This window comes from Peterkaempfera bronchialis (genome assembly GCF_003258605.2).
GTDB classification, from domain to species: Bacteria; Actinomycetota; Actinomycetes; order Streptomycetales; family Streptomycetaceae; genus Peterkaempfera; species Peterkaempfera bronchialis.
Genome location: NZ_CP031264.1, coordinates 6,213,265 through 6,238,565, shown reverse-complemented (window position 1 = coordinate 6,238,565; position 25,301 = coordinate 6,213,265). Strand labels below are relative to the sequence as shown.

At 72.5% G+C, this 25,301-nt stretch carries 23 protein-coding genes; 12 read left to right on the top strand and 11 right to left on the bottom strand.

Annotated features, from left to right (window positions below; all coding sequences use genetic code 11):
- Nucleotides 1–37: 37 nt before the first annotated feature.
- Both C7M71_RS26730 and C7M71_RS26725 read right to left on the bottom strand, forming a co-directional pair.
- A complete protein-coding gene (locus C7M71_RS26730; protein ID WP_111489372.1) occupies nucleotides 38–3,367 on the bottom strand; it encodes a HAMP domain-containing protein in 3,330 nt (1,109 codons plus the stop codon).
- Between the two features lie 158 nt (nucleotides 3,368–3,525).
- On the bottom strand, nucleotides 3,526–4,497 hold the full coding sequence (locus tag C7M71_RS26725) for a sensor histidine kinase (protein WP_229758930.1): 972 nt from the start codon (nucleotides 4,495–4,497) through the stop codon (nucleotides 3,526–3,528).
- Between the two features lie 344 nt (nucleotides 4,498–4,841).
- Between C7M71_RS26725 and C7M71_RS26720 the strand changes: the two genes are divergently transcribed.
- The 3 genes from C7M71_RS26720 (at nucleotide 4,842) to C7M71_RS26710 (ending at nucleotide 7,646) form a co-directional block, all read left to right on the top strand.
- The gene (locus C7M71_RS26720) at nucleotides 4,842–5,807 is read left to right on the top strand and encodes an aldo/keto reductase (protein ID WP_111489373.1); all 966 of its coding nucleotides are present in this window, start codon (nucleotides 4,842–4,844) and stop codon (nucleotides 5,805–5,807) included.
- A gap of 90 nt (nucleotides 5,808–5,897) precedes the next feature.
- Nucleotides 5,898–6,512 (top strand): TetR/AcrR family transcriptional regulator, encoded by a 615-nt coding sequence (locus tag C7M71_RS26715; RefSeq protein ID WP_162824399.1) that lies wholly within the window; start codon nucleotides 5,898–5,900, stop codon nucleotides 6,510–6,512.
- Nucleotides 6,513–6,926: 414 nt separating this feature from the next.
- The gene (locus C7M71_RS26710) at nucleotides 6,927–7,646 is read left to right on the top strand and encodes a DUF427 domain-containing protein (RefSeq protein ID WP_111489375.1); all 720 of its coding nucleotides are present in this window, start codon (nucleotides 6,927–6,929) and stop codon (nucleotides 7,644–7,646) included.
- Nucleotides 7,647–7,705: 59 nt separating this feature from the next.
- Here C7M71_RS26710 and C7M71_RS26705 read toward each other — a convergent pair whose 3' ends face one another.
- Nucleotides 7,706–9,532, bottom strand: coding sequence for an AMP-dependent synthetase/ligase (locus C7M71_RS26705; protein WP_111489376.1), 1,827 nt, complete (start codon nucleotides 9,530–9,532; stop codon nucleotides 7,706–7,708).
- 234 nt (nucleotides 9,533–9,766) lie between these two features.
- On the opposite strand from C7M71_RS26705, the gene C7M71_RS26700 reads away from it, so the two are divergent.
- A complete protein-coding gene (locus tag C7M71_RS26700; protein WP_111489377.1) occupies nucleotides 9,767–10,282 on the top strand; it encodes a hypothetical protein in 516 nt (171 codons plus the stop codon).
- A 161-nt stretch (nucleotides 10,283–10,443) separates the two neighbouring features.
- Here the strand turns inward: C7M71_RS26700 and C7M71_RS26695 are convergent, their stop codons facing one another.
- From C7M71_RS26695 to C7M71_RS26680, 4 genes are all read right to left on the bottom strand, one after another.
- Nucleotides 10,444–10,923 (bottom strand): ankyrin repeat domain-containing protein, encoded by a 480-nt coding sequence (locus tag C7M71_RS26695; protein ID WP_111489378.1) that lies wholly within the window; start codon nucleotides 10,921–10,923, stop codon nucleotides 10,444–10,446.
- Between the two features lie 110 nt (nucleotides 10,924–11,033).
- A complete protein-coding gene (locus C7M71_RS26690; RefSeq protein WP_111489379.1) occupies nucleotides 11,034–11,909 on the bottom strand; it encodes an NAD(P)-dependent oxidoreductase in 876 nt (291 codons plus the stop codon).
- Nucleotides 11,910–12,022: 113 nt separating this feature from the next.
- A complete protein-coding gene (locus tag C7M71_RS26685) occupies nucleotides 12,023–13,282 on the bottom strand; it encodes a cellulose-binding domain-containing protein (protein WP_111489380.1) in 1,260 nt (419 codons plus the stop codon).
- Between the two features lie 92 nt (nucleotides 13,283–13,374).
- A complete protein-coding gene (locus C7M71_RS26680; protein ID WP_111489381.1) occupies nucleotides 13,375–15,885 on the bottom strand; it encodes a glycoside hydrolase family 9 protein in 2,511 nt (836 codons plus the stop codon).
- A 428-nt stretch (nucleotides 15,886–16,313) separates the two neighbouring features.
- Here C7M71_RS26680 and C7M71_RS30830 point away from each other — a divergent pair, with 428 nt between their 5' ends.
- The 7 genes from C7M71_RS30830 to C7M71_RS26655 all read left to right on the top strand — a co-directional run bounded on the left by C7M71_RS30830 (nucleotide 16,314) and on the right by C7M71_RS26655 (nucleotide 22,332).
- On the top strand, nucleotides 16,314–17,705 hold the full coding sequence (locus C7M71_RS30830; RefSeq protein ID WP_162824397.1) for an ATP-binding protein: 1,392 nt from the start codon (nucleotides 16,314–16,316) through the stop codon (nucleotides 17,703–17,705).
- Nucleotides 17,702–18,241, top strand: a complete 540-nt coding sequence (locus tag C7M71_RS26675) for a roadblock/LC7 domain-containing protein (protein WP_111489382.1) — start codon at nucleotides 17,702–17,704, stop codon at nucleotides 18,239–18,241. Before C7M71_RS30830 ends, C7M71_RS26675 begins: the two co-directional genes overlap by 4 nt.
- Complete coding sequence (locus C7M71_RS26670) at nucleotides 18,238–18,594, top strand: DUF742 domain-containing protein (RefSeq protein WP_111489383.1); 357 nt, start codon at nucleotides 18,238–18,240, stop codon at nucleotides 18,592–18,594. The genes C7M71_RS26675 and C7M71_RS26670 overlap by 4 nt, the downstream gene beginning before the upstream one ends.
- Entirely contained in the window at nucleotides 18,572–19,156 is a 585-nt protein-coding gene (locus C7M71_RS26665) for a GTP-binding protein (protein ID WP_111489384.1), read from the top strand. Before C7M71_RS26670 ends, C7M71_RS26665 begins: the two co-directional genes overlap by 23 nt.
- Nucleotides 19,157–19,172: 16 nt before the next feature.
- Nucleotides 19,173–20,618, top strand: coding sequence for a cytochrome P450 (locus C7M71_RS32260; protein ID WP_229758929.1), 1,446 nt, complete (start codon nucleotides 19,173–19,175; stop codon nucleotides 20,616–20,618).
- Nucleotides 20,582–21,730, top strand: coding sequence for a cytochrome P450 family protein (locus tag C7M71_RS26660; protein WP_229758928.1), 1,149 nt, complete (start codon nucleotides 20,582–20,584; stop codon nucleotides 21,728–21,730). Before C7M71_RS32260 ends, C7M71_RS26660 begins: the two co-directional genes overlap by 37 nt.
- A 146-nt stretch (nucleotides 21,731–21,876) precedes the next feature.
- Nucleotides 21,877–22,332 carry a VOC family protein gene (locus tag C7M71_RS26655; protein ID WP_111489386.1) on the top strand — a complete coding sequence of 152 codons (456 nt, stop codon included), beginning with the start codon at nucleotides 21,877–21,879 and terminating at the stop codon, nucleotides 22,330–22,332.
- A 188-nt stretch (nucleotides 22,333–22,520) separates the two neighbouring features.
- Here C7M71_RS26655 and C7M71_RS26650 read toward each other — a convergent pair whose 3' ends face one another.
- Nucleotides 22,521–22,712, bottom strand: coding sequence for a hypothetical protein (locus C7M71_RS26650; RefSeq protein WP_111489387.1), 192 nt, complete (start codon nucleotides 22,710–22,712; stop codon nucleotides 22,521–22,523).
- Between the two features lie 338 nt (nucleotides 22,713–23,050).
- Here C7M71_RS26650 and C7M71_RS26645 point away from each other — a divergent pair, with 338 nt between their 5' ends.
- Nucleotides 23,051–23,296: a GntR family transcriptional regulator gene (locus C7M71_RS26645; protein ID WP_229758927.1), complete on the top strand. Its 246-nt coding sequence runs from the start codon at nucleotides 23,051–23,053 to the stop codon at nucleotides 23,294–23,296.
- Nucleotides 23,297–23,396: 100 nt separating this feature from the next.
- On the opposite strand, the gene C7M71_RS26640 is transcribed toward C7M71_RS26645, so the two are convergent.
- The 3 genes from C7M71_RS26640 to C7M71_RS26630 all read right to left on the bottom strand — a co-directional run bounded on the left by C7M71_RS26640 (nucleotide 23,397) and on the right by C7M71_RS26630 (nucleotide 25,222).
- Entirely contained in the window at nucleotides 23,397–23,711 is a 315-nt protein-coding gene (locus C7M71_RS26640; RefSeq protein WP_111489389.1) for a DUF6087 family protein, read from the bottom strand.
- A gap of 322 nt (nucleotides 23,712–24,033) precedes the next feature.
- Nucleotides 24,034–24,894, bottom strand: coding sequence for a JmjC domain-containing protein (locus C7M71_RS26635; RefSeq protein ID WP_111489390.1), 861 nt, complete (start codon nucleotides 24,892–24,894; stop codon nucleotides 24,034–24,036).
- An 88-nt stretch (nucleotides 24,895–24,982) separates the two neighbouring features.
- Nucleotides 24,983–25,222 (bottom strand): hypothetical protein, encoded by a 240-nt coding sequence (locus C7M71_RS26630; protein WP_111489391.1) that lies wholly within the window; start codon nucleotides 25,220–25,222, stop codon nucleotides 24,983–24,985.
- Between the last annotated feature and the right edge of the window lie 79 nt (nucleotides 25,223–25,301).

The following is a 25,301-nucleotide window of genomic DNA, read 5'->3' as shown; positions in this document are numbered from 1 at the left end:
TCGATCCTCTCCGGTGGGGGTGGTCTCCGGCCGTCGGTCACCGGTCGAGCCAGCGGTGCAGGCAGCGCACCAGCTCCCGGGTGTCGACCGGCTTGGTCACATGGTCGCTGGCTCCGGCCCGGAGGCTCTTCTCCCGGTCGCCGGGCATGGCCTTGGCGGTGACGGCGATGATCGGCAGGTCGCTGAAGCCGGGCATGCCCCGGATGGCTGCGGTGGCGGTGTAGCCGTCCATGTCGGGCATCATCAGGTCCATGATCACCAGGTCGGTGCCGGGGTTGCGGCTCAGGACGTCGATCCCGGCCCGGCCGTTCTCGGCGTGCAGCACACGCAGGCCGCACACTTCCAGGATGCCGGTGAGCGCGAAGAGGTTGCGGGCGTCGTCGTCGACCACCAGCACCGTACGGCCGGCGAGGCTGCCGTGTTCGTGCTCGGCCGCGGTGGTCCCCTGCGATTCGATGCGGTAGGGGCCCGCCTCGGGCGGTGCACCCTCCACCGGCCCGGCTGCCCCTCCGCCCACGGCGACCGGGGCGGGCCCGGGCGATCCGATGCGGTGCGGGCCGCCCGTGTCGAGCGGTGCGCCCTCCACCGCCCCGGCGGCGGGGTGGACGACCGGCAGGTAGAGCGTGAAGGTGGAGCCCTCGTCGAGGGTGGACTCGGCGGTGATGACGCCGCCGAGCAGATAGGCGATCTCCCGGCTGATGGAGAGCCCGAGCCCGGTCCCGCCGTATTTGCGGCTGGTGGTCCCGTCGGCCTGCTGGAAGGCGCCGAAGATGGCCTCCAGATGCGGCTCGGGGATGCCGATGCCGGTGTCCGAGACCCGGAAGGCGATGACCGGACCGGTACGGCGGACGGTGTCCGGGACCGGCTCCTGCTCGCCGACCGGGGCGATCCGCAGCTCGACGGCGCCGGTCTCGGTGAACTTGACCGCGTTGGAGAGCAGATTGCGCAGCACCTGGCGCAGCCGCGCCCCGTCGGTGAGCAGTTCGGCCGGTACCCCGGGGTCGGTCCTGATGGCGAACCGCAGCCCCTTCTCGGTGGTCAGCGGGCGGAAGGTCGCCTCGACATAGTCGAGCAGCGCGGGCAGCCGCAGCGGTTCCAGGGAGACGTCCATCTTGCCCGCCTCGACCTTGGAGAGGTCAAGGATGTCGTTGATCAGCTGGAGCAGGTCGGACCCGGCGGAGTGGATGACCCCGGCGTACTCGACCTGCTTGGGGGTGAGGTTGCGGGTCGGGTTCTGGGCCAGCAGCTGGGCCAGGATGAGCAGGCTGTTGAGCGGGGTGCGCAGCTCATGGCTCATATTGGCCAGGAACTCCGACTTGTACTTGGAGGCGAGGGCGAGCTGCTGGGCGCGGGTCTCCAGCTCCTGGCTGGCCTGCTCGATCTCCAGGTTCTTGGTCTCGATGTCGCGGTTCTGGCTGGCCAGCAGCGCGGCCTTCTCCTTGAGTTCGGCGTTGGAGCGCTGCAACTCCTCCTGGCGGGCCTGGAGTTCCTCGGAGCGGGCGCGCAGCTCTCCGGCGAGGCGCTGCGACTCGCCGAGCAGTTCGTCGGTGCGGGCGTTGGCGACGATGGTGTTGACATTGACGCCGACGGTCTCCATCAGCTGTTCCAGGAAGTCCCGGTGGACCTGGGTGAAGCGGTGCACGGAGGCCAGTTCGATGACCCCGAGGACCTGGTCCTCGACCACGATGGGGAGCAGCAGCAGGCTGGCGGGGGCGGTGGCGCCGAGGCCGGAGGAGACAGTGACATAGTCGGCGGGGATGTCGTCCACGGCTATGGTGCGGCGGCTGCGGGCGGCCTGGCCGACCAGTGAGCGGCCCAGCGGGAAGCGGGTGGGCCGGTCGCCGCCGGGGTGGCCGTAGGAGCCGACCAGCTTCAGTTCGGTGCCGCGCGGTGTCTCCTCGGCGAGGAAGAAGGCGCCGTACTGGGCGGAGACCAGCGGGGCCAGTTCGTCCATGACCAGTTCGGCGACGACGGCGAGGTCGCGGCGGCCCTGCATCAGGCCGGAGATGCGGGCCAGATTGGACTTGAGCCAGTCCTGGTCGCGGTTGGCGCGGGTGGTCTCGCGCAGCGAGCCCACCATGGAGTTGATGTTGTCCTTGAGTTCGCCGACCTCGCCGGGGGCCTCCACGGTGATGGAGCGGGTGAGGTCCCCTTCGGCGACGGCGCTGGTGACCTCGGCGATGGCGCGGACCTGGCGGGTGAGGTTGCCGGCCAGTTCATTGACGTTCTCGGTGAGCCGCTTCCAGGTGCCGGAGACGCCCTCCACCTCGGCCTGGCCGCCGAGTCGGCCTTCGCTGCCGACCTCGCGGGCGACCCGGGTGACCTCGGCGGCGAACGAGGAGAGCTGGTCGACCATGGTGTTGATGGTGGTCTTGAGTTCCAGGATCTCGCCCCGCGCGTCCACGTCGATCTTGCGGGTGAGGTCGCCCCGGGCCACGGCGGTGGTCACCTGGGCGATGTTGCGGACCTGGTTGGTGAGGTTGTTCGCCATGGAGTTGACGTTGTCGGTGAGGTCCTTCCAGGTGCCGGCGACATTGGGCACCCGGGCCTGGCCGCCGAGGATGCCCTCGGTGCCGACGTCGCGGGCGACCCGGGTCACCTGCTCGGCGAAGCCGGAGAGCTGGTCGACCATCGTGTTGATGGTCTCCTTGAGTTCCAGGATCTCGCCCCGGGCGTCGACCCTGATCTTCTGCGAGAGGTCGCCTCGGGCGACGGCGGTGGTGACCTGGGCGATGGCGCGGACCTGGGCGGTCAGATTGGCGGCCATCACATTGACGGACTCGGTGAGCCCCTTCCAGGTACCGGAGACGCCCTTGACGTCGGCCTGGCCGCCGAGCATGCCCTCGGTGCCGACCTCCCGGGCGACCCGGGTCACCTGCTCGGCGAAACCGGAGAGCTGGTCGACCATGGTGTTGATGGTGGACTTCAGCTCCAGGATCTCGCCCCGGGCGCTCACTTCGATCTTCTGCGACAGGTCGCCGCGCGCGACGGCGGTGGCCACCTGGGCGATGGAGCGGACCTGGCCGGTCAGGTTGCCGGCCATCGCGTTGACCGACTCGGTGAGGTCCTTCCAGGTGCCGGAGACGCCCGGTACCTCGGCCTGGCCGCCCAGCCTCCCCTCGGTGCCGACCTCCCGGGCGACCCGGGTGACCTCGGAGGTGAAGAGCGAGAGCTGGTCGACCATGCCGTTGAACACGGTGGCGATCTCGGCCAGCAGGCCGTCCGCATCGTCGGGCAGCCGGGTGCCGAAGTCGCCGTCCCGGACGGCGGTCAGCCCGGCCAGCAGCCGGCGCAGCTCGTCCTCCCCCACCGGTCCATGACCGCCGGTGGCCCCGCCGCGCGTGGTCGTCCTGGAAACCTCGTCCATGTCCGCCCTCACTGTGCCGACGTCCCGCTGCCCGGCCGTTCCGGGGCGGGCCTCCCGAAACACCTGCGAAAGTCCTTCGCGGCACCCACGAGGAATGATGTCATGCTTGCCATGGGTCAACTGTCTTCCGGCGGCGGAAGCGGGGGTGCCGGGGACGCCTACCGCTCCGGGGTGGCGGGCGCGATGTCCATGTGCAACCTCAGGGTCAGCCCTGTACGACCCGCCCGCACCTCGACCAGGTCGCAGAGCTGGTGGATCATCCACAGCCCGCGCCCGCCGTCGGCCGAGGCCAGCCCGGGTCGGCGGCGTCCGGCCAGCGGATCGCGCAGCCACCCGGTGTCGCGGACCTCGGCCACCACCCCGCCCTCCTCCGGCCAGACCCGCAGCACACCGCTGCCCCCGCCGTGCACCACCGAGTTGCCGGTCGCCTCGCCCACGGCCAGCACCAGGTCGCCCCGGCGGCGCCGGTCCAGCCCGGTCCCGGCCAGCCAGGCGTCCAGCCACCGGCGGACCTCGGCCAGTCCCCCGGCGGAGTAGGCCATCCGCTCGGCGGCGGGGGGCTCGGCCAGCTCGGTGTCGCAGGCGGCGCAGACCAGGTCGGGGGCGGTGTAGCCGGCGGAGGCCAGCAGCTGCCCGTCCCGGATCACCACCGGATGGGTGCGGTGGGCGTCGTCCAGGACGGACGGGGCCAGGCCCTCGGTGTCGTACGGGCAGAGGATGGCGACCGGGCGGCCGTCGAAGGCCAGGTTGATCAGGGCCTCGTGGCGGGTGGCCTCGCGTACCTCGGCCGGGGTGCGGGCCGTCCAGATGGGTTCGCCGACCAGCCTGCTGCGGCGGTCCATGTGGCGGTCGGCGAACTCGCGCAGCGCCGCCAGGATGCGGCCCGGGTTGCGGCCCAGCTCGGTCATGTCGGCGAAGGAGACGGCGGCGGACATATCGCCCAGCAGCTCGCGGAGCGGCCCGAGGCGGGGGCCCGGCACGGCGACCAGCACCGGTTCGCCGGCCTCCAGCCCGGCGCGGACGAAGCCACCCACGCCCTCCAGATAGCCGTCCAAGCCCCGGTAGAAGAGCGCGGGGTGGGCGAAACCCGCGTCCGGCCGCTCCGCCACCGCCTGCCCGCTCACGCTCACGACCCCTGCACCTCCAGCGCCCACGGCGCCTCCCGCTCGCCTTCACGCGCCCCCGTCCGATGGCGCCGGACGGGCGCGACCTGCGGCCCGCGCCCCCGGACCACCGTACCGGCGACGTCGGACGGTCCGGTCGGGGCCCGGCACCAGGGCACTCCTACCCACTTCCGGGCGGCGACTCCTGCCCGGTGCTGCTTGTCGGTGCTGCTTGTCGGCGGTGCCTGTCGGTGGTGCCTGTCAGTGGTGCCTGTCGGTAGTCCTTGACCTGGAGCGCACTCCAGGCGGCAGGCTGGACCCTGTACAGCGTTCGACCAGGCGACATTCAGGCTGAATCCGGGAGGAAGCAGATGCGCACCACCACGCTCGGCAGCAAGGGCCCCGAGGTCGGGGTCGTCGGCCTCGGCTGCATGGGCATGACGCACGCCTACGACCCGGCGGGCCGCGATGACGACGCCTCCGTGGCCGTGCTGCGGCGTGCCCTGGACCTGGGCGCGACCCTGATCGACACCTCCGACGTCTACGGCCCGTTCACCAATGAGGAGCTGGTCGGGCGGGCGCTGTCCGGGCATCGCGACCGCGCGGTGCTGGCCACCAAGGCGGGCCTGGTGACCGGCGGGTCCACCGGCGGCAGCGCCCCCGGTCTGACGCGCAACGGGCGGCCGGAGCATGTACGGCAGGCCATCGACGCCAGCCTGCGGCGCCTGGGCACCGACCATGTGGACCTCTGGCAGCTGCACCGGGTCGACCCGGAGGTGCCGGTGGAGGAGACCTTCGGGGCGATGGCGGAGGCGGTGGCGGCGGGCAAGGCGCTCCAGCTGGGGCTCTCCGAGGTGTCGGTGGCGGAGATCCGCCGGGCGCAGTCGGTGCATCCGGTGGCCTCGGTGCAGTCGGAGCTGTCGCTCTGGACCCGGGACGCGCTGGCCGAGGTGCTGCCGTACTGCGTGGACCAGGGCATCGCCTTCCTGCCGTTCTCGCCGCTGGGGCGCGGGTTCCTGGCCGGGCGGTTCGGCTCGGCCGCCGACCTGCCCGCCGACGACTGGCGTGCCGGGCTGCCGCGCTTCCAGGACGAGGCACTGCGGGCCAACCAGGCGCTGGTGGAGACGGTCCGGGAGGTCGCCGGGCGGCATGGGGCCACCCCCGCGCAGGTCGCGCTGGCCTGGGTGCTGGCGCAGGGTCCCCGGGTGGTGCCGATCCCGGGCACCAAGACCCTTCGCTACCTGGAGCAGAACGTCGGCGCGGCGGCGCTGGAGCTCACCGCGCAGGACCTCGCGGAGCTGGATGCGCTGCCCGCCCCGGTGGGGGGCCGCTACTGACCGGGCCGCTCCTGACTGGGTCGCTCCTCACTGGGCCGCTCCTGGCTGGGCCGCTCCGCTGTCATACCCCCGTGCCAGACTGTGCGGGTGGTGACGGGGAGAGGAGGCGGTGCCGAGCCGCCGCGTTCGGCGTTCCGCCGGGAGATGCGGGAGCGGGTTCTGGCGGCCGCCCGGGAGCTGGCCGTGGAGCACGGCTGGCAGGGGGTGCGGCTGGGGGAGTTGGCGGCCCGCGCGGAGGTGTCGCGGCCCACCGTGTACAAGGAGTTCGGCGACCGCGCCGGGATCGGCAAGGCGCTGATCCGGCGGGAGAGCGACCACTTCCTGGCCGGGATCGCCGAGGCGCTGGACCGACGGCCGGACGACATGCGGGCGGCGCTGGCGGCAGCGGTGGACTGGACGCTGGCGGAGGCGGAGGCCAATCCGCTGGTCCGCGCCATGGTGCGGCCGACGCGGGGCGGGCGGGCGGACGATCTGCTGGTCTTCCTCACCACCCAGCCGGACCCGGTCTTCAGCGGCGCCCGGGTGCTGCTCGGCGGCTGGCTCGCCCGTCAGCTGCCGGAAGCGCCGGCGGACGCGGTGCGGGAGGCGGTGGAGGTGCTGGTGCGGCTCACGGTCAGCCATATCGTGCTGCCGTCCGGAAACGGAGATAGGAGCGCCGACCGGCTCGCGGCGGCGGTGCTGCACATCGCGGGCGCGAGCCGCTGACGGCGCTCCAGTTCCGGTGCGGAGCCCATGATGCGGGCTCTGGTGCGGGCGGGAGACGGGGGGACCCCCGCCCGCACCCGGAGCCTTGCACAGTCCGCGTCCATTGACAATACAAAGAACTGTGTAAACTTTCTGATGGCCAGTCAGCCCATGGCTCCACCCGGACGGCCGTACGAGGACCGCTCGGCCGTGACCCCGGCGCCGCCTGCGCCGTTCCCCCGGCATGGAACCCGAGACCACGCAGAGTGACCCCGAAGAGCCCGGCCCCGAGACCCCGCCGCCGACCGCCCCCGAGGAGGACGACGGCTGGGCCTGGACGACAGCCGTGCCGCAGACCGAGTGACCGGCGCCCGCACCGCACCACCGGGTGGCCCGCACGGGAATCGGCGGACCGGCCGCCCCCGTTGTACGGACATGGCAACCGAACCGGCGCAGCGACTGCGCATCGAGGCGGGCTCCAAGCGGGTCCGCGCCTTCCTCGGCGGCCACCCGGTCGCGGACACCCTCCACCCGGTACTGGTCTGGGAGGTCCCCTACTACCCCGCCTACTACTTCCCGCTCGCCGATGTGCGCGCGGAGCTGCTGGAACCCACCGGCCGCACCGCCGCCGACCCAGGTCTGGGCGACGGGCGGCTGTTCACCGTAAGGGCCGGCGGGCGCACCGCGCCGGACGCCGCCCGGCGCTACCAGGACTCCCCCGTCGAGGCGCTGCGCGAGCTGGTGCGCCTGGACTGGGACGCCATGGACGCCTGGTTCGAGGAGGACGAGGAGGTCTTCACCCATCCGCGCAGCCCCTATACGCGGGTCGACATCCTGCCCTCCTCCCGTCGTGTCCGGGTGGAGATCGAGGGCACCCAGGTCGCGGAGAGCCGCTCCCCCCGGGTGCTCTTCGAGACCGGGCTGCCGCCGCGCTTCTACCTGCCGAAGACCGACGTCCGGCTGGACCTGCTGGAGCCGAGCGACACGGTCAGCCACTGCCCGTACAAGGGCCGCGCCGACCATCTCTCCGCGCGGATCGGCGGGCGGCTGCTCCCCGATGTGGCCTGGACCTACCCCACCCCGCTGCCGGAGAGCGCGCGGATCGCGGGGCTGGTCTGCTTCTACGACACCAGGGCCGAGATCCACCTCGACTGACCACCCCCTGCCCCGCCCTGCCACTCCCACGCCGCACCCGCGCCGCACCCGCGCGGCCCTCAGTTGGCGTACAGCTCGTCGATGTCCGCCGCGTACGCCTTGACGATCGCCCGCCGCCGCAGCTTCAGCGACGGGGTGAGCAGACCCTGGCCCACGCTGAACTCCTCGGGCAGGATCCGGAAGGCCCGGATGGACTCGGCCCGCGACACCGCCGTGTTGGCGGTCACCACCACCCGCTGGATCTCCTCCTGGAGGTCATGGTCGGCCACCGCGCCCCAGTCGGCGGACGGCTGCTTCTGGTGCACCCGCTGCCAGTGCACCAGGGCATCCGGGTCCAGGGTGATCAGCGCCCCGACATACGGGCGGTTGTCCCCCACCACCAGGCACTGCGAGATCAGCGGGTGGGCCCGCACCCGCTCCTCCAGCACCGCCGGGGCGACGCTCATGCCGCCGCTGGTGATGATCACGTCCTTCTTGCGGCCGGTGATGGTGAGGTAGCCGTCCCCGTCCAGCGTCCCCAGGTCACCGGTGGCGAACCAGCCGTCCCGCAGCACCTCGGCGGTGCCCTGCGGGTCGTTGAGGTAGCCGGAGAAGACGGTGGCGCCGCGCACCCAGACCTCCCCGTCCGGGGCGATATGGACCGCACAGCCGGGGATCGGGCGGCCGACGGTGCCGAATCTGACCCGGCCCACCGGCTGCGCGGTGACCGCGGCGGTGGTCTCGGTGAGGCCGTAGCCGTCGTAGACGGTGATGCCGGCCCCGGCGAAGATCAGGCCCATCCGCCGGCTGAGGGTCGATCCGCCGGAGACCGCGTACCGGACGTCGCCGCCCAGCACGGCCCGCAGCCGGCTGTAGACCAGCCGGTCGTAGAGCCGGTGCCGGGCCCGCAGGGCGAGCCCGGGGGCGGGGCCGGCGCCGGTGCGGCGGGCCTCGGTGGCCTCGGCGTGGCTGACCGCGGTCTCCACCGCCCGGTCGAACAGGTCGGCCTTCCCGTCCTCGGCGGCGACCTGCCGGGCCCGGTGGTAGATCTTCTCGAAGATGTACGGCACCCCCCACAGGAAGGTGGGGCGGAAGGAGGCCAGCGCGGGCAGCAGCGATCCGGCCGAGGGGTCGGGCTGGTGGGCGAGCACGATCCCGGCGCGCAGGCAGCAGACCTGCACCATCAGGCCGTAGACATGCGCCAGCGGCAGGAAGCAGAGGACCCGGGGCTGCTCACCGGGCGGGGCGAGCAGTTCGCCCCATCCGGCGATCAGCGTGTCGCACTCCACCGCGAAGTTGGCGTGGGTGAGCACGCAGCCCTTGGGCCGCCCGGTGGTGCCGGAGGTGTAGGCGATGGCGGCGGGCTCATGGGGGTCCACCGCCGTGCGATGGCTGTGCACCGTCTCGTCCGACACCCCCCTGCCCAGCCGGGTGAGCTGCCGTACGCAGCCGCCGTCCAGCTGCCAGATGCGTTGCAGCGTCGGCAGGCGGTCGCAGGCCGCGCCCACCGTCATGGCGTCGTCCTCGTGCTCCACGACGCAGGCCACCGCCCGGGAGTCGGCCAGGATCCAGCTGACCTGCTCGGAGGAGGAGGTGGGGTAGATCGGCACCACCTGGGCGCCGATCGACCAGAGGGCGTAGCTGAACTGGGTCCACTCATAGCGGGTGCGGGCCATGATGCCGACCCGGTCGCCGAAGCGGATGCCGCTCGCCAGCAGCCCCTTGGCGAGGGCCAGCACCTCGTCCCGGAAGGCCCCTGCGGTCACCTCGGTCCAGTCGGTGGCGCCGGGTGCCCGCCGAGCCAGCTGGACGCGTTGCGGGTCCCGCCCGGCCGCCTCATAGAGCGTGTCGGCCAACCCTCCGTACTGCGGAGTCTCCACCAGGGGCGGAGCGCTGACGTCGCGCACGGTCCCACCCTCCTTCGCCCGTTGCACCGCCGCACCGACCGGCGGTGGCAGGGCAAGCTACCGGACCGTGCGAGCGCTGCCTAGACCGTGCAGCTGCATGTGCACGCTATTGACATGACGTCTCATCAGGGCCGCTCCGGCGCACTTGTAGGGTGCCCTCGGGCCGGGCTCCACCGGGGAGATCCCGGACGGTACGGGACCGGTTCCCCCGGGAGCCGGTGGAGGGATCCGACCATGCGACACCTCGTCCTCTTCTGCCACCGGCATGCCTGGTGGGTCATAGCCGGCTGGCTGGTGGTGCTCGCGGCGCTCACCACCGCCGGGGCCGCCGCCGGGAGCGACTACCGCGACACGCTCAAGCCGCCGGCCTCCGACTCCACCCTGGCGCAGACGCTGCTGGCCGAGGTCCCGGGCGGCGGGCAGGGCGGCGACCAGGAGCGCATCGTCCTCACCGCCGACGGCTCCGGCGGGGTGGCGTCCGCCGCCGTACGCGAGCGCATCGCACCGATGCTGGACCGGGTCGCCCGGCTGCCGCATGTGGTACAGGTCACCTCCCCGTACGGCCCGCAGGGCGGCGCCCAGATCTCCGCCGACGGCCGCACCGCCTTCGCCACCGTCTCCTACGACGTCAAGTGGTGGCTGCCGTCCTGGCTGGACCGGGTGGTGCCACGGATCGCGGTGGAGGGCCCGTCCGCCGCCGACGCCCCGCCGGCCGCCGAGCGCGAGCGGGAGGCCGCCGCCCGGTCCTGACGGCGGCTCGGATCAGACCTCGGGCGGGCCGGTGCAGTGCGCGTACGTCTGCTGCCGGACCGCCCTGCCCGCCCTCACCGAGTCCCCGGGCTCACCCCCCGCCCGGAGCTGCCGCACCAACCGGTCCGACCCCGGCCGACGGCAGCTCCGGACAGGCCGGATCACCGACGGGCGGCGGCCACGACGGCCGCCCTTACCGAGTCCCCGTGGCTCACGCTCCGGCCGGAGCTGGTTCCGAACCCGGACGACAGCAGCTCCGCCACCTCCGACCAGCCGCCCCGGGCTGCCCACTCGCCCGGGGCGAGGCCCGTCCCGCCGTCCTCGCGCAGCCCGGGGTCGGCACCGTACGCCAGCAGTTCCCGCACCACCTCGGTGTGCCCCCAGCAGGCCGCCGCGCAGAGCGGAGTGCCCTCGCTGCCGTGCCCGCTCTCGGTGTCCGGGGCGGCCCCGGCGGCCAGCAGCAGCCGGACGGCGTCGACCGCACCGTGCACCGCCGCCGCATAGAGCGGGGTGGTCCCGTCGCGGTCGGGCCGGTCCGGCTGGGCACCGGCCCGCAGCAGCTCGGCCACGCGGGCGGTGCGACCGCAGAACGCGGCGGCGACCAGGCGGTCCGACGCCTTCTTGAGGTGGCGGCGCTTCATCGGGCACCACCGGTCGGCACGGCGGGGACGGCGGGCACGGCGGGCGGGCGGTGCTTCGGGTCCATGGTCTGCTTCTCCGCTGCTGTCTGCGGGGCGGGACGGGGCGGCGGTCAGCCCGCGAAGGAGGCGAAGTAGGAGGCGGCCATGTCGTCGTCGGCGTGGCCCTGGGCGGCGGCGCGGCGGAAGCGTTCGGCGCCGGCGGCGGCGACGTCCAGCGCCACGCCGGACTGCTGCCCGGCGGCGACGATCAGGCGGGCGTCCTTCTCGGCGGTGGTGACGGTGAAGTTGGCCGTGAAGTCGCCGGAGAGAATGGCGGCGGCCTTGGCCCGCAGATAGCCCATGTCGAGCGGGCCGCCGGCGACGGCGTCCAGGAAGGCCCGAGGGTCGACGCCGAGCGCATGGGAGAGCGCCAGTGCCTCGGCGGTGCCGTGGGTGACGGCCAGCACCCAGCTGTTGCAGACCAGCTTGAGCCGGGTGGCGGCGCCCGCCGCCCCGTCGTCTCCCACCCACGCCGTACGGCTGCCGATGGCGTCGAAGACGGGGGCGAGCACCGGCCGGGCCTCGGCGGGTCCGGCGGCGAGGACCAGCAGTTGGCCGCTCTCGGCGGGCTGACGGGTGCCCAGGACGGGGGCGTCCACATAGTGCAGGCCGTGCTCGGCGGCGAAGGCGGCCAGCACCGGCTGGGCCTCAAGTCCGGCCGTGGAGCACTGGGCCCACACCGCCCCGGGCCGCAGCGCGGGGGCGGCCTCCCCCATGGCGTGCAGCGCGGCCGGGCCGTCGTACAGCATGGTGAGGACCACATCGGCACCGTGCACCGCCTCCGCCGGGGTGTCCGCGACCCGGGCGCCGTCGGCGGCCAGCGGCTGCGCCTTGGCCCGGGTGCGGTTCCACACCCGGACGTCCAGCCCGGCGTGCGCCAGGTTGCGGGCCATGGCCCCGCCCATGATGCCGGTACCGAGGACTGCTACGGAGGTCTTGTCGGCCACTGGTCTTCCCTCAGTCGATGTGGTGGTCTACCGCTTCGGGGGCCATCCTGCGTGGTCGGCGCCCCGATGTCACCGACATCGGGGCGCCGCCTGTCACTCCATCGGACGGAGGGTCAGCAGCTCAGCGGCTGCGCGCCGACCGCCACATCGTCGAACCAGAGGGTGTCGTCACCGCTGCCGTAGCTCTCCCAGCCGAGGCGGAAGGTGGTCGGCCGGGGCGCGGTGGTGCGGCGCAGCCACTGGCTGTCGATGTCCTGGGTGGGGACACCGTCCACGCGCAGTCCGGGGACCTCGGTGTTGTCCAGGTAGGTGCGCATCGACTGCTTGGTGGTGTCCACCTCGTAGCGGAGGCAGACCCAGCGGTTGGTGGGCAGCGGGGCCGACTGGGCGACTCCGTTGGGGCTCTGCTCGGGCAGGGTCGCGTCGTCGGACTGGCGGTTCCACTGGAGGGCGCCGTTCTGGCCGCCGATGCGCAGGTCCCGGCCCCCGTCGTTGGCGTCCGCCATGGTGATGGAGGTGACATGGGAGGCGGGCAGCGCGGTGGTGTGCCGGACCCACATCCGCGCGTACACCACCGGGCTGACCTTGGAGATGTCGCGGGTGGTGCCGACGAAGACGTGGTTGCAGTACCCGGCGCGGCCGTCGATGCGCAGCGAGCGGGTGCCGCTGTGGGTGACCGAGGTGTCGATCGAGGCCGTACCGGAGCCCTGGCAGTCCGGGGTGACGACCTGCCAGGCGCCGCTGGGCACGGTGCCGGTCTGGTCCTCGAAGCCGGAGCAGACCACGGCGCTGCCGCAGCCCGGGTCGGGGTTGGGGGTGGTGGGCTGGCTGGTGGGCTGGCCGGTGGGCCCGGAGGTGGGGTTCTGCGTCGGGGTGGGGGTGGGGGTCGGCGTGGGGCTGGTGCTGATGGTCGGGGTGGGCGTGGGGGTCGCGGTCCCGTTGCAGCCGACGCCGTTGAGCGCGAAATTGGCGGGCGGCGGGTCGGCGATGCTCCAGGTGCCCTGGACGCCGAAGTCGGCGGTGCCGTTGGTGGCCAGGGAGCCGTTCCAGCCGACGTCGACGGCGGTGACGGCCTTGCCGGACTGGGTGACGGTGGCGTTCCAGGCGGAGGTGATCTTCTCGTCGGCGCCGTAGCTCCAGGTCAGCTTCCAGCCGGAGAGGGCCGGGCCGAGGTTGGTGATCTTGATCGCGGCGGTGTACCCGCCCGACCACTGGTTGACGGTGTAGTCGACCTTGCAGCCGGATGCGGCAGCCTGGGCCGAGGGCAGGGGGAGCAGGGCCGCCGCGGCGGCGATCAGGGCCGAGGCGGCGGCCACGGCAGCGGTGCGGGTACGGGGCCGCCAGGTGCGGCGGGCCGGTGGGGTGGCGGTCATGGGAGTTCCGCTTCCTCTCGTGAGCCTGGGTGGGGCCCGGACGTGCGGACGGGTACGGGGCGCCGGTCGGACGGGCCGGCGCCCCGCACGTCTCAGCGGCAGGCGGCGCCGTTCAGCGTGAACTGCGTGGGCGCGGGGTTGCTGCCGGAGTAGCCGGCCTGGAAGCCGAAGCTCGCGGTGGCACCGGCGGCGACGGTGCCGTTCCAGCCGGCGTCCTTGGCGGTGACGGCGGCCCCGTTCTGGGCGACGGTGGCGTTCCAGGCGTTGCTGATCTTCTGGTTGCCCGGGAAGGCCCAGGCCAGGGTCCAGCCGTTGATCGCGGTGGAGCCGGTGTTCTTCACGGTCACCGTGGCGGTGAAGCCGACGTCCCAGGAGCTGTCGACGTGGTACGTGACCGAGCAGGCCGCCGCCGAGGGCGTGTCGTCGTCGGCCTCGGTGGCGGTGAAGGTGGCTCCGGTGACCCCCGGCCCGGTCAGCGAGAAGACCGCCGTGCCGTTGACGGTGTCGCTGTCCTGGGCCGCAGCCACCGTGAGGCGCTGCGGGGTGGACCAGTTCGCCGGGGTGAAGACCAGGGTGGTGGGACCGCTCACGGTGAGGTCGGTGTCACCGGAGGTGCGGGCGGCGGTGACGGTGACGTTCTGCGCGGGGGCGGCGGAGAGCCTGACGGAGACGGTGGCGGTGGACCCCTCGGGGACGGTGATCGAGGGCGGGTCGACCACGATGCTCGGGGTGGTCGGCCCCGGGCCGCTGCCGGTGCGGTCGGCGGCGAAGGCCGCCAGCCAGGCGAGCGGGGCGTTCCAGTTGATCGCCACCTCGTTGGTGGAGTAGGAGCCCATGTCGTCGATGTAGCAGGCGGCGGGCTTGCAGCCGACCAGCTTCTCCTCGGCCACCGGGTCCTGGAGGCCGGAGTTGGGGCCTCCGGCGAGGGAGCCGGCCGGGGGGTGCGGCAGCGAGGCGTCGAACTGGTGGGCCCAGAAGCGGTGGTGCTCGTTCTCGGAGGCGTGCTTGCCGTAGCCGGTGACATACGACTGGTTGAGGGCGTTGCGGCCGAGCAGGTAGTCGAGCGATTCAAGGGCGCCGCTGCGGTAGCGCTGCTGCCCGGTGAGCTCATAGGCGACGGCGATCACCAGGGCGTTGTTGGCGACCTGGCTGTTGGAGCCCCAGACATAGCCGTCGGCGGGGATCGGCACGGCGTAGCCCTGGCCGGCCATGGCCGCCAGATAGCCGTCGGCGGCGGTGGCCACCGAGGCGCGGACCCGGGACAGGTCGGCGGCGGGCAGGCCGACGCCGGGGACGGTGGCCAGGGTGATCCGGCCGAGCGCGGCGGTGTCGCCCCAGGAGAAGCCGCCGGGGGAGAAGACAGTGGCGGTGTGGTAGCTGGAGCCGGTCACCGCGTCGCGGTACTGGGCCTCGCCGGTGGTGGCGTACAGCTCGGCGGCGGCCCAGTAGAACTCGTCGCCCACGGTGGAGTCGCCGTAGGCGCCGCCACCGGTGCCGTCGGAGTCGGGGGCGAGCAGATTGGGGTTGGCCTTGGCGGCGGTCCAGGCGCGGCGGGCGGAGTCCAGGCACCGGGCTGCGAACGCGGCGTCGTACGGGGCGTAGACACGGGCGCACTGGGCGGCGGTGGCGGCCAGGTTGAGGGTGGCGGCGGTGGACGGCTTGTGCAGCTCGCGCTGCTGGTCGTCCTGCTCGGGGCGGGTGGGCAGGCCGGTCCAGTTGGCGTCGTGGATCTTGTGGAAGGCCATCCCGGCCAGCGGCTTGCCGTCCGGGACCTGCATCCGCATCAGGAACTCCAGCTCCCAGCGGGCCTCGTCCAGCACATCGGGGGTGCCGTTGCCGCGCTCGGGGACGCGCAGCGTGGAGTCGCCGAGGGCTGCGTCGGTACCGGCCCGCTTGGCCCGCTCGAAGGAGTTGACCAGCTGCCAGGTGGCGATGCCGCCGTTGACCACGTACTTGCCCTGGTCGCCGGCGTCGTACCAGCCGCCGCGCACATCCCGGCTGTAGTCGCAGACGCCGGGCTGGCAGGGGACGCTGGTGTCGCCCTTGTTGGGGGCGACGCCGAGGTGGCCGGCCGGGCGGGCGTAGGCGGCGCCGGCCAGCGAGGCGTCGATGGCGATGCCGCTGCGCTGTTGGTAGAAGAACGACAGGCTGTCCGACCGCAGCTGGTCGTAGAGGTTGGCGGAGATGTCGAAGGGGTAGCTGGTCTGCCCGTCGACGGTGAGGGTGAAGCCGGTGCCGGTGCCGGTGTAGGCCGAGAAGTCCACCAGGTGGGTGGAGTCGCCGGAGGCGGCGTCCGCGCCGTGGACCGTGGTGGAGCCGGAGGCGACGGCGGTGCCCGAGGCGTTGCGCAGCTGCCAGGTCAGCGGCGCGGTGGCCTTGCTGACGATGGTGGCGCGCTTGGGCCCGTCGGGGAGGTAGCCGACCTGGTTGACCCGGACCGGGGAGCCGGTGGCCGCGACGGCGGCGGGAGCCGCTGCGGGGACGGCGGCTCCGGCGGCTGCGGCAGCGGGCACGCCGGTGGCCGCCGCGGCGAGCAGCAGGGCTCCGGAGAGCAGGGTCGCGGTTCTGCGGCGCCGGGTGCGCGGCGTGGTGACGGGAGGCACGGGTGGGAGCCTTTCGCCGGTCGGATGGACGAGTGAAATGGGAGCGCTCCCAGTCGGTGGCGGCCATCGGCGCCAGAGGCGACCCCGGAAGCACGGCCCCGAGGGCGGGTCCGGCTTCCACTTCTCGCACTCGGTCCACGTGGTCGAAGTGGTTCACATGAAGCCAGCAGTGTCGCGAGCGCGTCAAGACGCCGGAATGCCTTCATTTCTCGAACCCAACGCCCCTCGGCGGCCACCAGCACGGGAGCGCTCCCACCACGAGGGGCGAGTTTTCGCCGCAACGCTGATATCCCGTCACTCCCGCGCGACGAGGGCCGCAGAGATCGCTACGCTGTCGCCCGGCGACGCAGAGTCGCCACGCACGAGGGGGAGTTGACTGGTCGTCAACGCGTGCGTCTGCCCATGAGCCCCGTGCCACCGAGGATCTGATGGCGTTTCATATATCCGTTGCGGTGTTCTGGTGCCTGGTCGCCTGTCTGCTCGCCCTGGCCGTCGCCGCACTGCGGTGGTGGCGTACGGCCGTGGTCGAGCGCAGGAGGACCGCCACCCTGGAGCGCAGCCTCCGGGCCCGGGACGAGGAAGCCCGGCATCTGGTCGAGACCCGGCTGCCGGCCGTGGCCGAGGCCGCGTACAGCCGAGGCGTCCCCATACCCGGACTGCTCAACGGGCAGTTGGAGGGATCCCCGTTCGGCCGGAACCTGGAGAGCGCGGCGGCCTCGTTCAGCGGCTTCGTGGAGACCGCCCAGTCCCGCGCCGACCGGGCCGCCCGCGCCTCACTGGCGTCCGCGATGAAGGCCCTGCAGGGTCTCGCCAATGAGCAGCAGCTGGCGATCTCCGCCATGCAGGAGCGCCACGACGACCCCGAGGTGCTCCAGGGGCTGCTGGAGATCGACCATATGAACGCCCAGATCGGCCGACGCGCCCAGGCCATCGCCGTTCTCTCCGGCTCCTGGCCGGGGCGGCAGCGCTCCTCCTCCCCCGTACTGGCGGTGGTCCGGGGCGCGACCTCCCGGATCCGCGACTACCAGCGGGTGCAGATCCGGGGCCAGGTCGACCTCGCCGTGGTCAGCCGGGCGGTGGAGCCGGCCGTGCTGGCCGTCGCCGAGCTGCTGGACAACGCGGCCCGGCACTCCCAGCCCGACACCCCGATCGAGGTGTCCATCCAGTCGGCGCACAACGGTGTCTCCATCGTCATCGACGACTGCGGCGTGGGCATGCTCGACGCGGAGATGCGGCAGGCCGCCGCGCTGCTCTCGGGCGAGCAGACGGTCGACGTCACCCGGCTCGGCGACCCTCCGGCGTTCGGCCACGCGGTGGTGGGCCGGCTCGCCGCCCGGTACGGCTTCCGCGCCTACGCCGACTCGGCATCGCCCTTCGGCGGCCTGCGCGCGGTGGTCTTCCTCCCCGGCGCGCTGCTCACCTCGGTCGACAAGCCCGCCCCGGTACCGGCCGCCCGCCCCGAGCCGCGCCGACCGCGCGCCGATCTTGACCTCGACCTCGACCCCGTCCCGGTGGCCGAGGCCACCCCGGCGCCCACACCCCCGGCCCTGCCCGCCGACGACCTGCCGCAGCGCCGCCGCCGGCAGCCGGCGTCGGAGCACGCCCGCGAGGACGCCGCCGCAGCACCGCAAGCCCCCGAGCAGCGTCCCGCCCGCGAGGACGCCGCCACCCTGGGCGCCTTCCAGCGCGGCACCCGGGCCGGCCGCGCCACCACACCATCACCGGACAACCAGCCGGACAGCCAGCCGGGCACCCGGCCGGACACACCGTCAGAAACCCCCGAAGGCCCGTCGGAGAGCGAAAGGCAGCCGCAGCGATGAACTACGACGGCACACTCGACTGGATGCTGGACGAGGCGCTCGGCATGCCCGAGACGCTCCACGCCATCCTGCTGACCCGGGACGGCCTGCTGCGGGCACGGTCCGAGGGCATCTCCCGGGACGAGGCCGAGCGTCAGGCCGCCGCCCTGTGCGGGGTGGTCTCCATCAGCCGGAACACCTCCGGCTTCTGCGGCTACGCCGAGGACGAGCCCTCCCCGCCGTGGCGGCAGACCCTGATCGAGTTCGATGACGCCTTCGTCCTGGTGATCGCCGCCGGCGAGGGCTCCTACCTGGCGCTCTCGGCGACCGAGCGGGTGGACCTGGAGGCGTGCAGCTTCCGGATGCAGCAGCTGGTCGAGCGCCTCGGCAAGGCGATGTCCAGCCCCGACCGAAGCGGTGCCGACCGCGATGCCAACGACCGCAGCGCCACCGATCGCGGCACCACGACCCGCACCGGCCCGGACCGCACCGTCGGCCCCCGCACCACCGCAGCCCGGAGCGGCGCCGACCGGCCGGGCGCGGGCGGCGCCGCGTGACGGCCCGCCGTCGGGACAGCGCACTGGTCAGACCGTATGTGGTCACCGACGGCCGGGCCGTGCCCAGCCGCAACACCCTTGACCTGGTCACCCTGGTCCGGGTCACCGGCAGCAGCCCGACCGGGCTGCTCAGCCCGGAGAAGCAGGCGCTGCTGGAGCTCTGCCGGGGCGGCGCCCTGTCGGTCGCCGAGATCTCGGCGCACCTGGTGCTGCCGGTCGGCATCTGCAAGGTGCTGATCGCCGACCTGGTGGACGAGGGCCTGCTGGCCACCCGCTCCCCCATCCCCCGGGCCGAGCGCCCCGACCGCGACCTCGTGGAGGAGGTACTCCGTGGACTCCGTGCACTCCGGTGACGCCCGTTATCTGCGCGACTCGGTGCAGCGCGCGGTCAAGGTCGTGGTCGCGGGGCCCTTCGGCGTCGGCAAGACGACCCTGGTGGGCACGCTCTCCGAGATCCGGCCGCTGCGCACCGAGGAGACCATGACGCAGGCCGGGGCCACCGTGGACGACCTGGACGGCATCAAGGACAAGACGACCACCACGGTCGCCATGGACTTCGGCCGTCTCACCCTCAACGACGACCTGGTCCTCTTCCTCTTCGGTGCCCCCGGGCAGGCCCGGTTCCAGCAGCTCTGGCGCGACCTCACCTATGGCGCGCTGGGTGCCCTGGTGCTGGCCGACACCCGCCGCCTCGACCAGTCCTTCGACGTCATCGACCGGCTGGAGGAGGCGGGGCTGCCGTACGCGGTGGCCGTCAACGACTTCCCGGACGCCCCGGTCTACGACGACGAGCGGCTGCGCAAGGCCCTCGACCTGCTGCCCGAAACCCCGCTGGTGGTCTGCGACGCCCGCAACCCGGCCTCCGCCACCGACGCCCTGATCACCCTTGTCGAACACCTTCTCACCCTCAGCTGACCTGGAGCCCTGTCCCGTGACCGCCCCCGCCCACCCCGCCGAGCCCTCCGTCCCGGTCCCGCCGCCCGGCTGCCCCGCCCACGTCGGCGCCGCCCCCGACGCCGGGTCCACGGCCCGAGTCCCGCTGTACGGGCCGGAGTTCGCCGCCGACCCGGACACGGTCTACGCGCAGCTGCGCGAGTACGGGCCGATCGCGCCGGTGGAGCTGGCACCGGGCGTCCACGCCAGGCTGGTCACCTCGTACAGCACCGCGCTCAAGGTGCTGCGCGGCAACCAGACCTTCGTCAAGGACGCCCGGCGGTGGCGTGCCCTGGCCACCGGCGAGGTCTCCGCCGACAACCCGGTGGTGCCGATGATGGTCTACCGGCCCAACTGCCTCTACGCGGACGGCGAGGCCCACACCCGCCTGCGGGCCGCCATCACCGACAGCCTGGACCGGGCGGACCCGCACGAGCTGCGCCACTATGTGGAGCAGAGCGCCGACAGCCTGATCGACGGCTTCGGCCCCACCGGGCAGGCCGACCTGCTCCGCGACTACGCCAAGGTGCTGCCGCTGCTGGTCTTCAAGCAGCTCTTCGGCTGCCCTCCCGACATCGGCAACCGGATGGTCTCCGGCATGACCGCCATCTTCGACGGCGTCGAGGCGGAGAAGGGCAATGTCGAACTCACCCAGGCCGTGATCGAGCTGATCACGCTCAAGCGTGAGCGGCCCGGCGCCGACGTCACCTCCTGGCTGCTGGCCCACCCGGCCCGGCTGACCGACGAGGAGGTGATCCACCAACTGGTGCTCACCATGGGCGCGGGCACCGAGCCGCAGCAGAACCTCATCGCCAACGCGCTGCGGCTGCTGCTCGCCGACGACCGCTTCGCGGGCGACCTGGCCGGCGGCAGCCTGCCGGTCGAGGACGCCCTGGACGAGGTCCTGTGGACCACCTACACCCCGATGGCCAACTACGCCGTGCACTACGCGGTGCACGACGTCGACCTCGACGGGGTACGGCTGCGCGAGGGCGAGCCCATCGTGATCTCCCTCGCCGCCGCCAACACCGACCCCTCGCTACAGGCCGGCCACCGCGCCGGCAACCGTGCGCACCTCGCTTGGAGCGCCGGGCCCCACACCTGCCCGGCGAAGAGCCCGGCCCGGCTGATCGCCACCGTGGCCATCGAGAAGCTGCTCGACCGGCTTCCCGATCTGGAGCTTGCCGTCCCAGTCGACAACCTCGCCTGGCGGCCCGGCCCCTTCCACCGAGCGCTCAGCTCCCTGCCCGTCCGCTTCCCCCGTTTCGCTGCACCCGTACAGCCCGACGAGAATTCTGGAGCGCGTTCATGGCACAGCAGCCCACCTGCCCCTTCCGACTCGACCCCGCCGGGAGCGACTTCGCCGGCGAGTCAGCCCGCCTCCGCGCCCTCGGCCCCGCGACGCGGGTGGAGCTCCCGGATGCCGTGGAGGCGTGGTCGATAACCGGCGTCGACCTGCTCAAGGAGCTCCTCAACGACCCCCGGGTCTCCAAGGACCCCAACCGGCACTGGCCCGCCTACATCAACGGCGAGATATCCCAGGAGTGGCCGCTCTTCCTCTGGATCGCGGTGACGAACATGTTCACCGCGTACGGCGAGGACCACATGCGGCTGCGCAAGCTGGTCGCCAAGGCGTTCACCCCTCGGCGGACGGCCGCCATGCGGCCCCGCATCGAGGAGATCACCGGCGACCTGCTGGACGCCATCGCGGCCACCCCCGCCGGCGAGCCGGTGGACCTGCGGGCGGCGCTCGCCCATCCGCTGCCCATCAAGGTCATCTGCGACCTGTTCGGCGTACCGGACAAGGCCCGCGACGAGCTGCGCCGGGCGGTGGACTCCGTCTTCAACGCCGCCGCCCCGCCGGAGGAGGTCGCCGCCACCCAGGTGACCCTCTACGGCCTGCTCGCCGACCTGGTCTCCAGCAAGCGGGCCGCTCCCGGCGACGACATGACCAGCGATCTGATCTCGGCCCGCAGCGACGACGGCTCGGGGCTCAGCGAGGCCGAACTGCTGGACACTCTGCTGCTGACCATCAGCGCCGGCTTCGAGACCACCGTCAATCTGCTGGACAACGCCATCACCGCGCTGCTCACCCACCCCGATCAGCTGGCCCTGGTCCGGTCCGGCGGCGCCACCTGGGACGACGTCATCGACGAGGCGCTGCGCTGGAAGGCCCCGGTGCCCAATCTGCCGCTGCGCTTCGCGGTGGAGGACATCGAGCTGGAGGGCGGCGTCACCATCCGCCAGGGCGACGCGATCCTGGCCGCGTACGGCGCCGCAGGGCGCGACCCGCAGGTGCACGGCGAGACGGCGGAGGAGTTCGACATCACCCGCCCGACCCGCCGCGACCACCTGGCCTTCGGCTACGGCGCCCACTACTGCCTGGGCGTCTCGCTGGCCCGGCTGGAGGCGGCGATCGTGCTGCCCGCCCTCTTCGAGCGGTTCCCCGACCTCACGCTCGCCGTGCCGGCCGACCGGCTGGAGTCGCTGGGCACGATGCTCGCCAACGGGCACAAGGCGGTGCCCGCGCTGCTCAGGCCGATGGCCGCGGTCTGACCACCGCCACCGGGGCGCAGGGCGGGGCCGTCGGTCGGCGCCCGCCCTGCGGCCTTGTCGGCCACGGCTGCCCGGTTTCCGGACCCGGTTGTCAGACCCATGGGGCACGATCGTCGGAGAACGTCCGTGTACCGACGGGAGGCGCCGTGAAACCCCGACTTCAAGTCACGATCGACTGTGCGGACCCGGCACGGCTGGTGCGCTTCTGGGCCGAGGCCCTGGGCTACCGACCGGAGCCGCCCCCGTCCGGCTACGACAGCTGGCGGGCGTACTGGCTCGGCATGGGTGTGCCGGAGGACGAGTTGGGCGACCTGGACGGCCCGGACTCGGTGGTGGACCCGGACGGGGTCGGTCCGCGCCTCTGGTTCCAGCAGGTGCCCGAGGGCAAGGTGGTCAAGAACCGGCTCCACTTCGACCTGGGCGTGAGCGGCGGTCGCAGCGTCCCGCTGGAGACGCGCCGCCGGCAGGTCGACGCTGAGGTGGACCGGTTGCTGGCCGCCGGTGCGACCCGGGTCAGGGAGCTGGCCGAGCCGGGGCTGGACCACTACGCGGTGCTGATGCGGGACCCCAACACACGCGACTACCAGTTCTGTGCAGCATAGCCGCAGGTCAGCGCCAACGACAGAGCCCCGCCCGGCACTTGGCCGAACGGGGCGTTTTGCTGTCTGGAGAGACCTACTCGGGGCGGTTAGCTCGGTGGTGCAGGACGGCCCAGCAGTCGCGCGACCAGTGCCGGGCGTGTTGCCCCTGCGGGTACCGTCAGGCTGCTCCCTGATGTACGGCTTGGCCATCACGCCACCGCCCCGGCGAGACAGTGCGCGCCCGGGTAGCTGTACCCGGTATCGGGAAGTCCCTCGGCGACTGCGCGCAGTGCTTCGCGTCGCTCCTTCTGGCGCTGCTGTTCCTCGTACTGGCGCTGCATCTCGTCCAGTTCGGCGCGCCATGCGGCGTGGTCGATGTACGGGCGCACCAGCGGCCCCATGGGCAGATCCTCGGGCGGGTCGCTCGGGTGGAGTCGGGCGGGGCGGGCCGCCTCGGGAGCGGGGGCCGGAGTGGGGGTGATGGGTGCTTGTGCTGCTCGGCGCCTTCCGGTGGCGGGAAGGACCATGCGCAGGGCTCGGAGTAGCGCGGAAAGGATAAGGTTTCGCATTGCTGGCAGCTCCTCGAAAGCTGTTCGGCGTTGCCCCCGGCGGCCGGGCCTAATCGGCGGCCGGGGGCGTCTTGTTTCCCGAAAATAATGAACCTCCCTATAGCTGTCTATAGCCGCCTATTTCTTTCCGTAGGCCGGTGCAGCCCCGCATGCCCGGCTACGGTGGTTCCGTGACTGACCTTGACCCGACCCGCCCGAAGTGGCCGCAGATTGCCGAAAGGCTGGCCGACCGCATCGAGGGCGGGCAGTACGCCCCTGGCCGTCTGATCTCCAGCCGCTCCGTGGAGGAAGAGTTCGGCGTGGCCAAGGTGACGGCGGGGAAGGCGCTCGCGGAGCTTCGTCGCCGCAACCTGGTACGCACGGAGTTCGGCATGGGGTCGTACGTGACAGGCCCCGCCGAGCGCGGAGACAACTAGGCCCCGCCCCACCGGAGTTCACCAACAGGACGGGGCCAGAGGGGCACGGGGTGGGGCGGCCGTCTCGCTGTCGCAGCGCCCGCGCCCCCTGACTTTCGGCCTACTTGTCGTGCGGCTTGCGGTGTCGGCCGCTTCCCTTGCGGAGCAACGGCACCGGAGTGTCGTCCTGCGGGGCGGCGAACCCCGAACCCCTCCGGACAATCACCGGATAGGCATCGGCATAGGTGTCAGCCACCCCCAGCGGCTGCCACTCCTGCCCGTCCCACTCGACCACCAAGCGCGGGGTGTCTTGGAACAAGTGGCCCCGTCGTACGTCCGAAGCGAGCACCAGCGCGTCTCGTGTGCCCGGCGGGCGGGTGCCACCGGCACGCGCGGCGTACCAGTCGCTTACGGGTTCGTCGTCGGGTTCGAGCACGGCTGATCCTCTCGCTCGGCGTCACCACGAGGTTATCCGCCAGCGTCGTCTGGCGGGATGGTGCCGGGCCAACCGAACAGTCCGAGGATCGGGCGGTTCCGCAGCGCCTCTGCGTACTCGGTCGAGCCGTCGAACTCGCGAAAGTTGGTGATCGGGTCATCCGCAGCGTGCAGCATGGCAACGGCGCAGGTCAGACAGAAGTCCTTACCCGTATCCAAATCCCGAAGGTTCGCGTATCGCTGACAGCCGGACCACTGGCACATCCGGCGGTGCCGTCCCCCGGTTGTCCGTCTCCGCGCCATGCTGAGCTGTCCAGCCCTCCCTACTTGGGTTCCTGGCCGAGCACCGAGAGCCGCTGTCCCGAACGGAGCCGCAGCGCGACCGTATCGGCCGGAAGCTCGGCGAGCGAACCCCGGAACAGCTCGACCAGTTCGCCGGCTAGCTTGGTGAAGTCCTGCCCACCGAGGTTCGGCGGAAGTGCGTCGCGCAGCGCCTCGCTGTCCTCGCCCAGTTCCCAGAGCTTCCGCAACGCCCAATGCTTCGTGAGGAGTTGTACGCCGAAGGTGATGTGAAGACTGTGCTTCTCGGTGCTCTGTCCGGCGTGCACCCACCCGCGCGGGATGAACAGCACTTGCCCGGCCCGCAGCGTGACCGAGAAGTCCGGGGCATTCGCCGCGAAGCGGAGCTTGTCCTCCGGAGAGAACCCGATCTTCGACCAGTTGTGGTGTTCCAGCGGGTTGACGAACGTCGGGGCGAACAGTCGCCAGTCCTTCGCCCCCTCGGTCTGCGCGATGAAGACATGGTGGCAGTCCCAGTGCCACCCGAACCCCTGCGCCTTCCCGGCCGGGGTGAGGTAGAAGTTCCCCGTCACGGGGTGGCCGAGCATGGACGACAGTTCCTTGCAGAACTGCATGATCGGCGGGTAGGACCGGTGCAGGCCGTTGAGAACCAGGGTGTCGGTCGGGTGGTCGGCGGACGGCCGCTCGGCAGTCAGCACGCCGTCACGGACCATGCCGAACCCGCCCGGACGGATATCCGGGTCGGCCAAGATCTCGCGGGCCGCCTGCCTGGTGGCGAGCTGTTGCAGGTCCGTCGCATTACGGTCGTACACCGTGGGCACCGAGGGCCAGGCGGCGCGGAAGGTATCCGGGTCGGTGACCAGCCTCGAGAGTGCAGTCTGCACGGTGGCGCTCCCTTCTCGTAGGGTAGGTGAGAGGGGCGACCGCCCCAGTTGAGTTGGGGCGGTCGCCTCTCGTTCACTCGCTGATGTGTCAGGCGCCGATCAGGTGGTCGTACTGGCCGGCGGCGAAGGCGTCGCGCAGCTTGCGCAGCTCACCGGGGGTGCCGGTGATCACGGCACCGTCGTTGTTGATGTTGGCGAGCACCACCAGGCCGTTACCGGCGTCGGCGACCGCGAAGCACTCCACCTTGTCGTCCAGGTGGGAGTACGACGCCACCGACCACTCCAGGCCCGGGTGCGACGCCGGGTTGAACTCCACGGACTTGTTCACGTGCCTACCTCCTCTTGTTGGCGGGAACGGCACCTGCCGTTCCCGGTCGTGCTGCCGCTGCGCCATGGGCGTGCGGTTC

Bases quoted from the DNA above. Each gene is read 5' to 3' on its own strand.
- C7M71_RS26695 (WP_111489378.1), bottom strand. From the start codon at position 10,923: ATGAAGCGCCGCCACCTCAAGAAGGCGTCGGACCGCCTGGTCGCCGCC.
- C7M71_RS26730 (WP_111489372.1), bottom strand. From the start codon at position 3,367: ATGGACGAGGTTTCCAGGACGACCACGCGCGGCGGGGCCACCGGCGGT.
- C7M71_RS30830 (WP_162824397.1), top strand. From the start codon at position 16,314: ATGGCGTTTCATATATCCGTTGCGGTGTTCTGGTGCCTGGTCGCCTGT.
- C7M71_RS26650 (WP_111489387.1), bottom strand. From the start codon at position 22,712: ATGGGGCCGCTGGTGCGCCCGTACATCGACCACGCCGCATGGCGCGCC.
- C7M71_RS26675 (WP_111489382.1), top strand. From the start codon at position 17,702: ATGAACTACGACGGCACACTCGACTGGATGCTGGACGAGGCGCTCGGC.
- C7M71_RS26720 (WP_111489373.1), top strand. From the start codon at position 4,842: ATGCGCACCACCACGCTCGGCAGCAAGGGCCCCGAGGTCGGGGTCGTC.
- C7M71_RS26710 (WP_111489375.1), top strand. From the start codon at position 6,927: ATGGCAACCGAACCGGCGCAGCGACTGCGCATCGAGGCGGGCTCCAAG.
- C7M71_RS26685 (WP_111489380.1), bottom strand. From the start codon at position 13,282: ATGACCGCCACCCCACCGGCCCGCCGCACCTGGCGGCCCCGTACCCGC.
- C7M71_RS26700 (WP_111489377.1), top strand. From the start codon at position 9,767: ATGCGACACCTCGTCCTCTTCTGCCACCGGCATGCCTGGTGGGTCATA.